The 14540-nt window shown below is 67.5% G+C and carries 13 protein-coding genes and 1 tRNA gene; 5 read left to right on the top strand and 9 right to left on the bottom strand.

Going from position 1 to position 14540, the window contains the following annotated elements; translation table 11 throughout:
* The first annotated feature begins 95 nt into the window (after nucleotides 1–95).
* On the top strand, nucleotides 96–1517 hold the full coding sequence (locus AC5P57_RS08575; RefSeq protein ID WP_262234730.1) for a basic amino acid/polyamine antiporter: 1422 nt from the start codon (nucleotides 96–98) through the stop codon (nucleotides 1515–1517).
* Between the two features lie 49 nt (nucleotides 1518–1566).
* On the opposite strand, the gene AC5P57_RS08570 is transcribed toward AC5P57_RS08575, so the two are convergent.
* From AC5P57_RS08570 to AC5P57_RS08530, 9 genes are all read right to left on the bottom strand, one after another.
* Complete coding sequence (locus AC5P57_RS08570) at nucleotides 1567–2520, bottom strand: alpha/beta hydrolase (protein WP_428843479.1); 954 nt, start codon at nucleotides 2518–2520, stop codon at nucleotides 1567–1569.
* A 151-nt stretch (nucleotides 2521–2671) separates the two neighbouring features.
* Nucleotides 2672–2748, bottom strand: a tRNA-Asn gene (locus AC5P57_RS08565).
* Nucleotides 2749–2770: 22 nt separating this feature from the next.
* Nucleotides 2771–3241 (bottom strand): 23S rRNA (pseudouridine(1915)-N(3))-methyltransferase RlmH, encoded by a 471-nt coding sequence (rlmH, locus tag AC5P57_RS08560; RefSeq protein ID WP_079222687.1) that lies wholly within the window; start codon nucleotides 3239–3241, stop codon nucleotides 2771–2773.
* Between the two features lie 64 nt (nucleotides 3242–3305).
* Nucleotides 3306–3716, bottom strand: coding sequence for a ribosome silencing factor (gene rsfS / locus AC5P57_RS08555; RefSeq protein WP_005410536.1), 411 nt, complete (start codon nucleotides 3714–3716; stop codon nucleotides 3306–3308).
* A gap of 58 nt (nucleotides 3717–3774) precedes the next feature.
* Nucleotides 3775–4443, bottom strand: a complete 669-nt coding sequence (gene nadD / locus AC5P57_RS08550) for a nicotinate-nucleotide adenylyltransferase (protein WP_185959219.1) — start codon at nucleotides 4441–4443, stop codon at nucleotides 3775–3777.
* Nucleotides 4444–5481, bottom strand: coding sequence for a DNA polymerase III subunit delta (gene holA, locus AC5P57_RS08545; RefSeq protein WP_099555039.1), 1038 nt, complete (start codon nucleotides 5479–5481; stop codon nucleotides 4444–4446).
* Nucleotides 5482–5490: 9 nt separating this feature from the next.
* Nucleotides 5491–6087, bottom strand: a complete 597-nt coding sequence (locus AC5P57_RS08540) for an LPS-assembly lipoprotein LptE (protein ID WP_495219533.1) — start codon at nucleotides 6085–6087, stop codon at nucleotides 5491–5493.
* Between the two features lie 136 nt (nucleotides 6088–6223).
* Nucleotides 6224–8866 carry a leucine--tRNA ligase gene (leuS, locus tag AC5P57_RS08535; RefSeq protein ID WP_099555066.1) on the bottom strand — a complete coding sequence of 881 codons (2643 nt, stop codon included), beginning with the start codon at nucleotides 8864–8866 and terminating at the stop codon, nucleotides 6224–6226.
* A 105-nt stretch (nucleotides 8867–8971) separates the two neighbouring features.
* The gene (locus tag AC5P57_RS08530) at nucleotides 8972–9574 is read right to left on the bottom strand and encodes a DUF998 domain-containing protein (protein WP_262234727.1); all 603 of its coding nucleotides are present in this window, start codon (nucleotides 9572–9574) and stop codon (nucleotides 8972–8974) included.
* A 124-nt stretch (nucleotides 9575–9698) separates the two neighbouring features.
* On the opposite strand from AC5P57_RS08530, the gene trxA reads away from it, so the two are divergent.
* The 4 genes from trxA to AC5P57_RS08510 all read left to right on the top strand — a co-directional run bounded on the left by trxA (nucleotide 9699) and on the right by AC5P57_RS08510 (nucleotide 14514).
* Complete coding sequence (gene trxA / locus AC5P57_RS08525) at nucleotides 9699–10556, top strand: thioredoxin (protein WP_142806498.1); 858 nt, start codon at nucleotides 9699–9701, stop codon at nucleotides 10554–10556.
* A 153-nt stretch (nucleotides 10557–10709) separates the two neighbouring features.
* Nucleotides 10710–12365 (top strand): FecR family protein, encoded by a 1656-nt coding sequence (locus tag AC5P57_RS08520; RefSeq protein ID WP_495219532.1) that lies wholly within the window; start codon nucleotides 10710–10712, stop codon nucleotides 12363–12365.
* Entirely contained in the window at nucleotides 12362–13987 is a 1626-nt protein-coding gene (locus AC5P57_RS08515; RefSeq protein ID WP_262234724.1) for a CHASE2 domain-containing protein, read from the top strand. Before AC5P57_RS08520 ends, AC5P57_RS08515 begins: the two co-directional genes overlap by 4 nt.
* A 74-nt stretch (nucleotides 13988–14061) precedes the next feature.
* On the top strand, nucleotides 14062–14514 hold the full coding sequence (locus tag AC5P57_RS08510) for a DUF4442 domain-containing protein (RefSeq protein WP_049427725.1): 453 nt from the start codon (nucleotides 14062–14064) through the stop codon (nucleotides 14512–14514).
* Nucleotides 14515–14540: the final 26 nt, after the last annotated feature.

Genomic DNA, 14540 nt, shown 5'->3' with positions numbered 1-14540 from the left:
ATCTGCCCGGGCCTTCGTCGTTGCGGCCCCTTGCGCGCATGTTCACGGGCACGCCGCTACCGTGGGGTAGCGGCATCACTGCCGCAGGGGACATCATGACCGCGACCTCACAACGCCTCGGGCTGCCCGCGTTGACCGCACTGGTGGTCGGCTCGATGGTCGGCGCCGGCATCTTTTCATTGCCGCAGAACGTGGCGCGCAGCGCCGGACCGGCGGCGGCGCTGCTCGGCTGGGCGGTCAGCGGCGCCGGCATGCTGATGCTGGCCTTCGTGTTCCAGGCCCTGGCCAACCGCCGGCCGGATCTCGATACCGGCATCTACGCGTATGCGCGCGAGGGCTTCGGCAACTACATCGGTTTCTCCGCGGCATGGGGCTACTGGGTCGCCTCGGTACTCGGCAACGCCAGCTTCTTCGTGCTGATCTTCAGTGGCCTCGGCCACTTCATGCCGGTCTTCGGTGAAGGCAATACCCCGGCCGCCGTGGCCGCTTCGTCGCTGCTCCTCTGGACCGTGCACCTGCTGGTGCTGCGCGGCCTGCGCACCGCCGCCATCGTCAACGGCCTGGTGACGGTGGCCAAGCTGCTGCCCATCACGCTGTTCCTGATCCTGGCCGCCGGTGCGTTCCGCATGGATGTGTTCCGTGCCGGTTTCCTGGGCACGCCCGCGCTCGGCGACCTCGGCCAGCAGCTGCGCGGCATGATGCTGGTGACCGTGTGGGTATTCATCGGCATCGAAGGCGCCAGCATCTACTCGCGCCGCGCGGCCCGCCGTGCTGATGTCGGCCGCGCTACGGTGATCGGCTTCCTCGGCGTCTGGCTGCTGCTGGTGCTGGTCAGCCTGCTGTCGATGGGCGTACTGTCGCAGGCCGAACTGGCCGGATTGCCCAATCCGTCGATGGCCTACGTGCTGCGCGCCATCGTTGGCGAGTGGGGCGCGACGGTGATCATCATCGGCTCGATCATTTCGGTACTCGGCGCGCTGCTGGCCTGGGTGCTGCTGTGTGCCGAAGTGCTGTACGCCGCTGCGGGCGACGGCACCATGCCGGCCTTCCTGGGCCGCGAGAACGCGCGCGGCGTGCCGGCCAACGCACTCTGGCTGAGCAATGGGTTGATCCAGCTGTTCCTGCTGCTGGTGCTGGTCAACTCCGGCAGCTACACCGGCCTGGTGCTGCTGGCCGCGTCGATGAGCCTGGTGCCCTACTTCCTGTCGACCGCGTTCGGCGTGCAACTGGCGTGGCGCGGGCACGCCTATGCGGGTGAACCGGGCGTGCGCTGGCGCGATTTCGCGGTGGCGCTGCTGGCCAGTGCCTACGCGTTGTGGCTGGTGTATGCAGGAGGTCTCGACAACCTGCTGCTGTCGGTGCTGCTGTATGTGCCCGGCGTGGTGGTGTTCGCACTGACCCGGCTCCAACGCGGTGAGCAGGTATTTACGCGTTGGGAATGGGTGCTGTTCGGTGCCATTCTGGTGGTGGCCATCGCTACGCTGGTCGCGTTCTCCAGAGGTGAGCTGGCACTGTAGAGCCGAGCCCGCGCCCGGCTTGGCACAGGCAGCCGCGCATGGCCCGGCTCTACAGCTGGCGTTCCGGCAGCATGCCGATATCCTGCATCCAGCGTTCGGCCAGCCGCGGCCACGCCGTGACCGGTGCATTCTTCATGCGCAGACCGAACGCATGGCCGCCGCGGGCGAACAGATGCATCTCGACGGGCACGCCTGCGTCGATCAGGGCCTGGTAGTAGGCGAGTGATTCGCGCACGTCATCGGTGCGATCATCGGTGGCCTGCGCAATGAACGTCGGCGGCACCGCGTCATCCACGACGATGTCCCTGACCAGCGAGAGCCCCTTGCCATGCCCGGCCCACAGATGGCCGGAGTACATCACCATCGCGAAATCCGGGCGGCTGGACTTTGAGTCGGCCGCGTCGACCGCCGTGTAGCTGCGACGTGCATGCGTGCTCAATCCCGCCACCACGTGCCCACCCGCCGAAAAACCGATCACCCCCACCCGCTTCGGGTCGATGTTCCAGCGCTCTGCCTGCGCGCGCAGCAGGCCCATTGCACGTTGCGCGTCCTGCAAGGCCATCGGCACCGTCGGGTTGTCGCGACAGTTGCAGTCGGGATCCCAGTTCGGGCCGGACGCCGGCACGCGGTACTTCAGCAGCGCGCAGGTGATGCCCTGCGCGTTCAACCAATCGCAGATTTCGCTGCCTTCCAGGTCCATCGCCAGCACCCGATAACCACCACCAGGCACCACCATCACTGCGGTGCCATTGGCCGGTCCCTTCGGCGGAAACACAGTGAGTGTCGGCACGGCCACGTTCTGCAGCATCGTCCAGCGTTCTCCGCTGGCCTTGGAAACTGCTTCGCCAACCTGCTCGGGGCCTTTCAGTTTTGGCGGCGCCTTCACCATGCCCTGCGGCCACAACGGCAGCTCGGTGGTGCCCTGCGGCGGATGCCAGGTCGGTGGTGCCGCATTCGCTGCGGCGAACGTCGGTTGTGCAAGCAGCAGAAAGACGACGGACAGGAGTGCGCGCACGATCAACATCCGTGGTTGGATACAGCAGATTGTAGAGCCGAGCCCGCGCTCGGCTGCATTCTCGAAGCCGAGCGCGGGCTCGGCTCTACACCAACGCAAAAAAAAGACCTGCATCTTGCAGATGCAGGTCTCTTCAATGTGGCGCCCGAAGTTGGACTCGAACCAACGACCCCCTGATTAACAGTCAAGTGCTCTAACCGGCTGAGCTATTCGGGCAGACGACTAGTATAACCACTCTTCACGCGCGATGGTAGGGGTGATTCGCAATCATTGCGGCGGCCCGGTACAACTGCTCGGCCACCACCAGGCGCACCAGCATGTGGGGCAGCGTCAACGGTCCGATCGACCATTTCTCATCGGCCAGCGCGGAGACTTCCGGCGAATGCCCTTCCGGGCCGCCGATCAGGAAGGCAAGGTCCCTGCCCTGCCCGCGCCAATGCTCCAGGCGCTGTGCCAGCTGCTCGGAACTGAGCTGGCGACCGGGCACATCCAGCGCGACCACGTAGGCATTCTTCGGCAGCGCGGCGATCACGCGCTTGCCTTCGTCTTCGGTGGCGCGGCGCGCATCACGGCCCTTGCCACGCAGGCCAGGCTCGATTTCCACCAGTTCGAACGGCAACCAGTGCGACAGCCGCTTCTGGTACTCGGCGAAACCCTGCGCCACCCAGCTGGGTGCGCGTTCACCGGTAGCAATCAGGCGGGCTTTCATCAACGGTCCTCCAAAACGTCGACGGCGCCATCGGCGCCGTCGAAGGGATGCATCAACGTGCGGCTCAGGCCACTTCGTCGTCGCTGGACGGCGGCTGGTCGCCAACGGTCCACAGGCGTTCAAGTGCGTAGAACTCACGCACGCGCGGCAGCATCACATGCACGATCACGTCACCCAGGTCGACCAGCACCCACTCGGCTTCGCGCTCGCCTTCAACACCCAGCGGCATCACGTCGAGATTCTTGGCGAAGCGCACGACTTCATCGGCAATCGACTTGACGTGGCGGGTCGAGGTGCCCGAAACGACGATCATGTAGTCGGCAACGCTGGACCGGCCGCGCACATCGATCTCGACCAGGTCCTTGGCCTTCAGGTCTTCGGTGGCTTGGCGGACGCTGGCCAGCAGTTCCGGCACGGACGGCGGCGGGCTGGGCAGATCGACCTTGATGGTCTGGGGCTGGGTCTGGTTGCTCAAAGTGGATCGACTCGATAAACGTGGGGGCGATTATACGGGCAAGCCGGGGCGGCGGCATTCACGGCGTAGGGGAGCGGTACAGGCCATGCGCGGCCACATAGTCGGCCACGGCCGGTGGCAGCAACGCCCGCCAGGGGCCGCCGCCGGCAATCTGTGCACGCACGGCACTGGCCGATTCCTCGCGCAGCGGATGATGCAGGCGCAGGATGCGCCCGGCCGGACTGGCAAACAGGGTCTGCTCGTTGTCGGCCCAGCGCCCTTCCAGGGCGCGGCCCAGTTCGCCATCCAGCGAGGCCTGCAGGGGACTGCCCGGGCGCTCGGCCACCACGAAATGGGCCAGGCCGAACAGCGCCTCCCATTCATGCCAGCGGGTCAGGCCCAGCAGGCTGTCGGCCCCGACCAGCCAGGCCAATGGCCGGCTGGGGCCCAGCTCGCCGCGCAGTTCGCGCAGGGTGTCGACGGTGTAGGACGGGCGGCCGGGAAAGCGGATGGCGCGGTCCAGTTCACGATGGTCCAGCAGCAGGCCAGGCTCATCGCCGATGGCCAGCGAGAGCATGGCGAAGCGCTGGTCAGCGGTTGCGCCCGGCACCGAGCGATGCGGCGGATCAGCCGCCGGCAGCATGCGTACAGCGACCTGCAGTTCGTCACGGGCAGCACGTGCGATAGCGAGGTGTCCGAGGTGCACCGGATCGAAGGTGCCCCCGTAATAGATCCGCAGGCTCATCACTCAGGCCCGCGCCAGCAGGCGCACGGCACGCGGTTCGGCCACGGCTACCAGCAGGCGTTCCAGCGCCAGCCAAGCGTCACCGTCGGCGCGCCCCTTGGCGATACGGTCGACCAGTCCGGCCTCGGCCACGAAACGCTCCCAGCGCTTGCCCTCGGGATGCCGCTGCAGCGCACGCTTGTAGGGCGCCTGCCGCGATTCCCAGATGCCGCGCGATTTCATTTCGGCGGCCAGATTGCCGCCGCGCGCCTGTACCCGGGCCAGGCCGGCACCGGCCAACAGCTCGCGGATCACCATTGGCATCAGTGCGGCCACGGCCTCGCCCTCGCCACGCAGGCCCGCCAGCATGCGCAGCACCGCCGGCGGCTGGCCGGAGAACGTGGCTTCCAGCAGCCGGAAGACGTCATAGCGCGCGGCGTCGGCCACCAGTGATTCCATCCGTTCCACGTCCAGCGGCTGGCCGTCGGCCAGCAGCGCCAGCTTGTCGATTTCCTGCGCAGCGGCCAGCAGGTTGCCTTCCACCCGCTCGGCCAGCCGCTGCACGGCGGCAGGGTCGGCACGCAGGCCCTTGCCACGCAGGCGGCGCTCGATCCAGTCCGGCAGTTCGTGCGGCTTGATCGCCCAGGCCACCGACAGCACACCGATGCGATTGACCGCCTCGGCCCACTTGCCCTGGTGGGCCTTGCTCCATTCGTTGGCGGTAATCATCAGCACCACGTCCGGTGCCGGGTTGGCGCAGAACTGACTGATCACCTCGGCCCCGTCCTTGCCGGGCTTGCCACTGGGCAGGCGCACCTCGACCAGGCGGCGGGCACTGAACAGGCTGGGCGCGTTGAAGCTGGCGTCGAGCTGGTTCCAGTCGAAATCACGGCCATCGGCGTCGAACACTTCCCGCTCGCCGATGCCCGCGGCGCGCGCGCGCGCACGGACGGCGTCGGCCGCCTCAAGCACGCGCAGGGTTTCCGGGCCGGCAATCAGGTAGACCGGCGCCAGCGGGGTGTCAGCGCCCTGGCTGGCCAGCTGCTCCGGACGCAGTTCCATCGCCGCGACTCAGTGCTTGGCTGCGGGGACCGGCTCGGCCGGCACCGCGCCTTCAAGCGGTTTGGCCTTCGGCGCCGACAGGCTGCCGCCCTTCTCGATCTCGGCACGCACCACGCTGTCGATGCGGCGGATGATCGATGCGGACATTTCCCGTCGCAGCTCATCGGCCAGGATTTCGCGTTCGGTGGTGGTACCGGTGGCGTCGGTCGGCGGCGAGACGTAGTCGCGCGACAGTTCGATCACCTGCTGCGGCACCAGCTCGCTGCCGTCCTCGCGACGGAAGATGAAGATCACCGCATAGCGCAGGCTGTATTCCTGCGCACGGCCCTGCGAGTCGATGGCGATCGGCAGGTCACCCCAGCGTTCGGACAGCACCTGGAGCTGGGTACTGGGCCCCTTGCTGTCCTCGTCTGCCAGCTTGGCACCGGATGCCAGCAGGCTGCGATTGAGCAGCTTGACCAGTTCGCTGTAAGGCGCGGTGGAGACCACCTTCACCGGCGCCGTGTCGGTCGGCAGCATCAGCTTGTTGCGCAGATGGAAACCGCAGCCGGCAAGGCCGAGGACAAGAACGAGGGCAAGAACGAGGGCAAGCAGGATTCGGGTCATGGAGACAGTCTGGCGGAGCCGGGCGATCACGGCAACACACAGCCTGCCCGAAGCCGCGTGAATGCAGGGCCATCAACTGCGTGGCCCCGCACCGGAAGGGCACCCGCCACCCTGCAGGCGGCGGATGCGGGGTACATCAGGCGGCGACGATGTTCACGATCTTGCCCGGCACGATGATGATCTTGCGCACCGTCAGGCCTTCCATGAACTTGGCCGCATTCGGCTCGGCCAGGGCCAGTGATTCGACCTGCTCGCGTGCAGCATCGGCGGCCACCTCGATGGTGCCACGCAGCTTGCCGTTGACCTGCACGGCCAGGGTCAGCGCGTCGCGCACCAGCGCACCGGTGTCTGCCTGCGGGAATGGCTGGTCTTCCAGCAGCGTCTCGCCATGGCCCAGCACCTGCCACAGGGCGTGGCTGGCATGCGGGGTGATCGGGTTCAGCAGCAGCACGATGGCCTGCAGCGCTTCCTGGCGCACCGCACGGCCCTGCTCGCTGCTGTCCTCGAACCTGGCCAGCGCGTTCATCAGTTCCATCACCGCCGCGATGGCGGTGTTGAAGCTGTGGCGGCGGCCATAGTCGTCACCGACCTTGCCGATGGTCTCGTGGGTCTTGCGGCGCAGCGCCTTCTGGTTGGCATCCAGCGCGGCCACATCCAGCGCCGGTGCGGCACCGTCGGCGGCGTGCTTCTGCACCTGGGCCCACAGGCGGCGCAGGAAGCGCGCCATGCCGTCCACACCGGCCTCGTTCCACTCCAGAGACTGTTCCGGCGGGGCAGCGAACATCGAGAACAGGCGCACAGTGTCGGCACCGTACTTGTCGACCATCGCCTGCGGGTCCACGCCGTTGTTCTTCGACTTGGACATCTTCTCGGTGCCACCGACCACCACCGGCTCGCCGTCGGCGATCAGGGTGGCGCCGGTGATGCGGCCACGCTCGTCACGCTGCACTTCCACATCGGCCGGGTTGATCCAGTCCTTCGAGCCGTCCGGATTCGGGCGGTAGTAGGTCTCGGCGATCACCATGCCCTGGCACAGCAGGTTGCGTGCCGGTTCGTTGCTGTCCACCATCCGCGCGTCGCGCAGCAGCTTGTGGTAGAAGCGGAAATACATCAGGTGCAGGATCGCGTGTTCGATGCCACCGATGTACTGGTCTACCGGCAGCCAGTAGTTGCCACGCTTGTCGACCGCATCACGAGCGCCCGGCGAGGTGTAGCGGGCGTAGTACCAGCTCGACTCCATGAAGGTGTCGAAGGTGTCGGTCTCGCGCTCGGCAGCGCCGCCGCATTCCGGGCAGGTGGTCTTGCGCCATTCCGGATCGGTCTTGATCGGCGAACCGGTCCCGGAGAACGCCACGTCCTCCGGCAGCACCACCGGCAGCTGCTCTTCCGGCACCGGTACCGCACCGCACTTGTCGCAGTAGATCACCGGAATCGGGCAGCCCCAGTAGCGCTGGCGGCTCACGCCCCAGTCGCGCAGGCGATAGTTGACGCGGCGCTGGCCCTGGGCCTTGCGCTCGAAGCGTTCGGCCAGGGCTTCGAAGGCGCCCTGGAAATCCAGCCCATCAAATTCGGCAGAGTTGACCAGTTCGGTCTGGCGGCTCTTGTCGCTGTACCAGTCCTGCCAGCGGGCACCATCCCAGGTGCGCTCGTCGTCGTTGCGCGGGTCCTTCAGGGCGATGACCTGAACGATCGGCAGGCCGTACTTGTTGGCCACTTCGTTGTCGCGCTGGTCATGGCCAGGAACCGCCATCACCGCACCGGTGCCGTAGCCCATCAGCACGAAATTGGCGACCCACACCGGCACCTTCTCGCCGGTGACCGGATGGATGGCACGCAGGCCGGTGTCCATGCCGCGCTTTTCCTGGGTCTCCAGCTCGGCCTCGGACACGCCGCCCTGCTTCATTTCCGACAGCAGCGCAGCCAGTTCCGGATTGTTCTTCGCCGCGTGCAGCGCCAGCGGATGTTCGGCGGCGATCGACACGAAGGTCACGCCCATCACGGTATCCGGACGGGTGGTGAACACGCGCAGCGGATCCAGCACGCCACCGTCGATGTCACGCACGTCGAACTGGATTTCCAGGCCCTCGGAGCGGCCGATCCAGTTGCGCTGCATGGTCTTGACCGAATCCGGCCAGCCGTCCAGTTCATCCAGGCCGTCCAGCAGTTCCTGGGCGTAATCGGTGATGCGCAGGAACCACTGCGGGATCTCGCGCTTCTCGACCAGCGCGCCGGAACGCCAACCACGGCCGTCGATGACCTGCTCGTTGGCCAGCACGGTCTGGTCGACCGGATCCCAGTTCACCACCGCATTGCGGCGGTAGGCCAGGCCCTTGCGCATCAGGCGGGTGAACATGCGCTGCTCGTGGACATAGTAGTCCGGGCGGCAGGTGGCGAACTCGCGCGACCAGTCCACCGCATAGCCCATGGCCTTGAACTGGCCACGCATGTGCTCGATGTTCTTGTAGGTCCAGGCCGCCGGTGCAGTCTTGTTCTTGATCGCCGCGTTCTCCGCCGGCAGGCCGAACGCGTCCCAGCCCATCGGCTGCAGCACGTTGTGGCCGGTCATGCGCTTGTAGCGGCTGATCACGTCGCCGATCGTGTAATTGCGCACGTGGCCCATGTGCAGCGCACCGGACGGGTACGGAAGCATCGACAGGCAGTAGTACTTCGGCTTGTCCGAAGTCTCGTCCACTTCGAAGGCACGGGTGGCGTCCCAGTACTGCTGGGCGGCGGATTCAACCTGCTGCGGGTCGTAGGCGTTGGTTTCAGCGCTGGTCATGGAACACGCGGATGCGGCGGCAAAGCGGTACAGCGTACCGCAGTGCGGCATAGGGCTCCAATCCCGGCTGGCCACGACTGTCGCCGCCAGCGCCCACGATCCGTCTCAGCGCGGTCGCGACAGCGGCAGCGCAACCACCAGCCACAGCGCCCAGCAGGCGAACGCCACGCGCTGTGCCAGTGGTGCGGGCACCAGGCCCTGCAGGGCGAAGGCCGCCAGTGCCGCAAGCACCCCGCAGGCCACCGACAGTCCACCCTGAACACGGCCGTGCACCTGGCGCATGCTGAAAATGCCCAGCAGCAGGGTGCCGGTGACGAAGCCCAGCACCCATATCATCCAGGCGCTGGCATGCAGCTGGCTGGCCGGCCCGTGCAGGTCGTCCACATCCAGCGGCAGCAGGCCCATCGCAGCGAATGCGAGGCCGGCCAGCAGCAGCATCTGGCTGCCGACCCGCGGTGCCCAGCCGGCCGTGGCAGGCAGCCGCCGGCGCAGGCACTCGGCCACCACCCCCGCCAGCAGGCCCGGCAACACGAAGCCCAGCAGATTGAAGGCCAGCGCGTGCGGCACGCCGTGTGCGCCCAGCAGGGCCACCGGGTGACGGGCCTGTGCATAGCCGTCCAGGCCGGCGCCGAAGCCCAGCACCGCCAGCACGAACAGCAGTGCGGCGGCGAGGCCGGACAGGCGCAACAAGGAAGACGGGGAGGTCATGCAGGCTCCGGGAGCAACGGCGGCGGGAACGACGCATTGTCGGGCATTTGCCGCAGTCCGGGTTGAGACTGGCATCGATCGTCACCATAGAATCGATCTCCAGATGCCAATCGATGCCTCCCCCATGACCGAGACGACCTACGTATTCGACGCCACCACTGCGACCTTCGAGGCCGAAGTCCTGCAGAAGTCGCTGCAGACGCCGGTGCTGGTGGACTTCTGGGCCACGTGGTGCGGCCCCTGCAAGACCCTGGGCCCGATGCTGGAAAAACTGGCCGCCGAATACAACGGCGCCTTCGAGCTGGCCAAGGTCGATGTCGACAAGGAACAGCAGATCGCCGCCGCCTTCCAGATCCGCTCGGTGCCCACTGTGTTCCTGGTCAAGGGCGGCCAGCTGGTGGACGGCTTCCCCGGCGCCATCCCGGAAGGCCAGCTGCGTGAGTTCCTGGCCCAGCACGGCATCGTGCCGGCCGACGTCGGCGACACTGCCGCCGAGGACGAAGCGCCGTTGGATCCGCAGGCACAGGTGGACGTACTGCGTGCGCAGATCGCCGCCGAGCCGGACAAGGACGAGCTGAAGCTCGACCTGGCCCTGGCCCTGCTGCAGATTGGCGGCGTGGACGAAGCCGGCACGCTGATCGACGGCCTGCCCGCCAACCTGGCCACCGACGACCGCGCCGTGCGCGCCCGCGCCCGCCTGTCCTTTGCCGCCGCGCTGAAGGACGCCCCGGCCGCCGAAGTGCTGGACGCGCGTATCGCCGCCGACGGCAAGGACCTCAAGGCCCGCCACCTGCGCGGCGTGCAGCTGCTGCTTGGCGGCCATGACGAAGCCGCGCTGGCGCAGTTCCTGGAAATGCTGCGGATCGACCGGAGTTTCGAGGAAGGCCTGCCGCGCAGGGCGCTGATCGACGCCTTCAATGTGATCTCCGACGAGGACCTGGTCGGCCAGTACCGCCGCAGGATGGCTTCCCTGCTGTTCTGAACGGAAGCCGGGTTCGTTCAGAATCCCTGCACTGGACGCGGGCAATAATGCGCGCGATGGCGGCCGTACGGCCGCCACGATCCGTTCGGGGGGATGAGGTCGGGGCCATGGGGTCTTGCAGCTGCACCCCCGCATTGCCGGGATTGCAAAACTGTGACCTTCGTCCGCTTGCTGTTGTTTGCCATGCGCTTCCAGGGCGCTCTGTTCTGTGCCCTCCTCCTGCTGCCGGCCATCGCCGCCGCGCAGGACTGGAACTACCGGGTCCGTCCCGGCGACACCCTGTGGGATCTGGGTGGCGTGTATCTGAAACCCTCGGTGCGCTGGCAACAGCTCCAGCAGCACAACCGCATCGACAACCCTTACCGGCTGCCGCCCGGCCAGCTGCTGCGCTTTCCGATCAGCTGGCTGCGCACCGAACCGGCACCGGCGCGGGTGCTCTCGGTCCGCGGCAAGGTCGAACTGTCCGGCGGAGACGGCAGCGCCAGCCGCGCCATCCAGGCCGGCGAGCAGCTGCACATCGGTGACACCGTGCAGACCGAGGGCGAATCCAGCGTCACGCTGGAATTTGCCGATGCGTCGCGCCTGCAGCTGCGTGAGTACTCGCGCCTGCGCCTGGACCAGCTCAGCCGCTATGGCCACACCGGCATGGTCGACACCCGCCTGCGCCTGCAGCAGGGCCGGGCCAGCAATCGGGTGACGCCCGCGCGCGGCCCGGCATCGCGTTACATCATCGATGCGCCCACCGCCACCAGCAGCGTGCGCGGCACCGTCTTCCGGGTCAGTGCCGGCGGCGGTCATGATGTCGCGGCCACAGAGGTCCTGCAGGGCAAGGTGCAGGTCGGCAACACCCATGGCCAGCGCATGGTCCAGCCGGGACAGGCCACCCGCAGCGCCAGCGCAGACGCCGCACCGGACGCAGTCTCCGCACTGCTGCCGGCACCGCAGCTGCGCAACGATGAACTGCGCCTGGCCCCGTTGCCGACGCTGCTGGCATGGACTCCGGTCACCGGCGCCGCGCAGTACCGCGTTGAAGTAGTACAGGCAGCCACGCCGGAGATCCTGCTGTTCGCTGCCACCACCACCGATACCCGCCTGGCCATCGGCGATCTGCCGCCAGGCCAGCTGCGCATCCTGCTGCGCGCAGTCGATGCGCAGGGTGTGGAAGGCATCGACGCCAGTGCCGACTTCGAACTCAGCGACCAGCCTCCACCGCCGCTGACCCTGGCCCCGCTGCACGGACAGACAATCAACAGCGACCGCCCGCGTTTCCGCTGGAGCCAGGCCCCCGGTGCGCACAGCAGCGTGCTGCAGATCGCGGCTGATTCCAGCTTCGTACAGCCACTGCAGGAACAGACCAGCACCGGCACCGATCTGCGCCTGGCGCAGCCATTGCCGCTGGGTCACTACTTCTGGCGGGTCGCCTCCCGCGATGCCAATGGGCACCAGGGGCGCTATGGCCAGGCCCTTCCACTGCAGCTGAGCAACGAGCCGGTCGATCCTGCGCTGCAACCGCCCGAGGCCGCGCACGGTGAACTGACCCTGCGCTGGCAGGCCGGCAGCGAAGGCCAGCGCTATCGCGTGCAGGTCGACCGCCGCGGCGACTTCAAGGCCCCCCTGGTCGACGAAACCGTGGCCGAACCGCAGGTCAGCTTCAAGCGTCCGTGGCGCGGCACCCTGCATGTGCGCGTGCAGTACATCGACGATGACGGCCATGCCGGCGAGTTCTCGCCTGCCCAGCAGATCGCCCTGCCCTGTCGCCTCTGCTATGGCACCGGCGGTGGTGCCCTGCTGCTGTGGCTGCTGTTGTGAGGCGCTCGCCGCTGCCATGGTCGAAGCGGATCCTGCTGGCCATGCTGGCCGGGATACTGACCATCGTCGCCAGCCAGGGCCAATGGCTGTGGCGGCAGGACGAGGCCACCTACGACGCGATGGTCGGCAACTGGGACTATCGACCCGACCCGAGCGTGCTGATCGTGGCCATCGACGAAGGCAGCCTGCAACGCATCGGCCAATGGCCGTGGCCGCGCTCGGTCCACGCCCGGTTGCTGGATCGCCTGACCGATGCCGGTGCCGAACGGGTCGCGCTGGACCTGATGCTGTCCGAGCCGGACCGCCGCGACAGCCGCCAGGACGAGGCGCTGGCCGCTGCCATCCGTCGCAATGGCCGGGTGGTGCTGCCGGTGCTGGCCGCACCGGCAGCCGGTGATCGCATGGCAGAGGAAATGCTGCCTGTTCCGCAGATCGCAGCCAGTGCCGCCGCCATCGGCCACACCGACGTTGAGGTGGACAGTGACGGTGTCGCCCGCGGCATCTACCTGCATGCGGGCATCGGCAAGGCGCATTGGCCGGCGCTCGGGCTGGCCCTGACCGGCCTGCCCGCGGGCGCGGTGCGCGGGCTGCCCGACCCTGATCCCGAGGTGGGCTCGCCCTATCAATGGCGGCGCAACGACTACGTGCGGGTGCGCTATGCCGGACCTCCCGAGCAGTTGCCGCAGGTTTCCTACGCAGACGTGCTCGATGGCCACGTGGACATGGCGATGCTGCATGGCCGCCGCATCATCGTCGGCATGACCGCCAGCGGCATCGCACCGCGCCTGCTGACCCCGACCACCCGCGAGTTCTGGATGAGCGGCAGCGAGTACCAGGCCAACATCGCCTCGATGCTGCTGCAGCACAAGCAGATCGAGGTGCTGCCCCGCTTCTGGCAGCACACCATCAGCGCTGTGCTGGTGGCGCTGTGCGTGATCCTGCTCGGCCTGCGCCTGCCGTGGCTGGCGGCGCTGTGTTCGCTGCCGCTTGCCCCTCTGCTGAGCTGGTTGCTGTTGCGCACCAGCAACCTCTGGTGGGCGCCAGCCACCGCCCTGCTGGGCGTCCTGCTGGTACTGCTGGCCTGGGCGATCTGGCGGATTTCGGCCTGGCACCGGCAGGCCAACCGCGACGCACTGACCGGCCTTGGCAATCGCCTGCGCTTCGAACAGGCGTTGCAGCAGGAATGCGACGCCGCACGACGCAACGGCAAGCCACTGAGCCTGGCGCTGATCGATGTCGACCACTTCAAGCGCCACAACGACCGCCATGGCCACCAGGTCGGCGACCGCGTGCTGCGGGACGTCGCCCGGTTGATCGGCGCGCATGCGCGGCGTCCGCGCGACATGGCCGCGCGTTACGGTGGCGATGAATTCGCGCTGGTATTGCCCGATACCCCGGCCGAGGGCGCGCGGCTTGTGATCCAGGACCTGATCGCCTGCGTACGTGCGTTGCCGGCACATGGTGATGGCAGCGACGATCGGGTGACGCTCACCATCGGCGTGTTTACCCGGGTACCGGAAGGCGAGCTGCAACCGCATCATTTCGTCGAAGGGGCCGACACCGCGCTGTACCAGGCCAAAGCGAATGGACGCGACGGGTATGTGATCGACGGCGGCGCGTGACCGGTGCCACCGGGGTGCAACATACGCATGCGAATGGTTAGACTGGACATCTCGCCCAGCGCCCCCGGATCCGCATGAACGCCCGTCTGTTCCGCTTCGGCATCAACCTCTGGCCGCCCTTCCTGTTCACCGGCATCCACGTCACCCGCATCACCCCCGACTACCGGCAGATCGATGTCGAGCTGCGCCTGCGGCCATGGAACCGCAACTACGTTGGTACCCACTTCGGTGGCAGCCTGTTCGCGATGACCGATCCGTTCTGGATGCTCGGCCTGCTGCACATCCTCGGCCGCGACTACTACGTGTGGGACCGCGCAGGCGCCATCGACTTCCTCAAGCCCGGCCGCGGCACCGTACGCACATCATTCCGCATCGACGACGCGTTGCTGGACGAACTGCGCGCGGAAGCCGCCAGCGGCGACAAGGTGCTGCGCTGGTTCAGCAACGACGTGGTCGATGAAAGCGGCGAGGTGGTCGCACAGGTCCGCAAGCAGGTGTACCTGCGCCTGAAGCCGCACGCGCGCTGATCCACCGTACAGGCGCTATCCTCTGG

Source organism: Stenotrophomonas sp. YJH_SMC_79 (assembly GCF_059367995.1).
This window is presented reverse-complemented; position numbering and strand designations above follow the sequence as displayed.

Bases quoted from the DNA above. Each gene is read 5' to 3' on its own strand.
- rlmH (WP_079222687.1), bottom strand. From the start codon at position 3,241: ATGAAAGCCCGCCTGATTGCTACCGGTGAACGCGCACCCAGCTGGGTG.
- AC5P57_RS08540 (WP_495219533.1), bottom strand. From the start codon at position 6,087: ATGACCCGAATCCTGCTTGCCCTCGTTCTTGCCCTCGTTCTTGTCCTC.
- AC5P57_RS08530 (WP_262234727.1), bottom strand. From the start codon at position 9,574: ATGACCTCCCCGTCTTCCTTGTTGCGCCTGTCCGGCCTCGCCGCCGCA.
- leuS (WP_099555066.1), bottom strand. From the start codon at position 8,866: ATGACCAGCGCTGAAACCAACGCCTACGACCCGCAGCAGGTTGAATCC.
- AC5P57_RS08575 (WP_262234730.1), top strand. From the start codon at position 96: ATGACCGCGACCTCACAACGCCTCGGGCTGCCCGCGTTGACCGCACTG.
- AC5P57_RS08510 (WP_049427725.1), top strand. From the start codon at position 14,062: ATGAACGCCCGTCTGTTCCGCTTCGGCATCAACCTCTGGCCGCCCTTC.
- holA (WP_099555039.1), bottom strand. From the start codon at position 5,481: ATGGAACTGCGTCCGGAGCAGCTGGCCAGCCAGGGCGCTGACACCCCG.
- trxA (WP_142806498.1), top strand. From the start codon at position 9,699: ATGACCGAGACGACCTACGTATTCGACGCCACCACTGCGACCTTCGAG.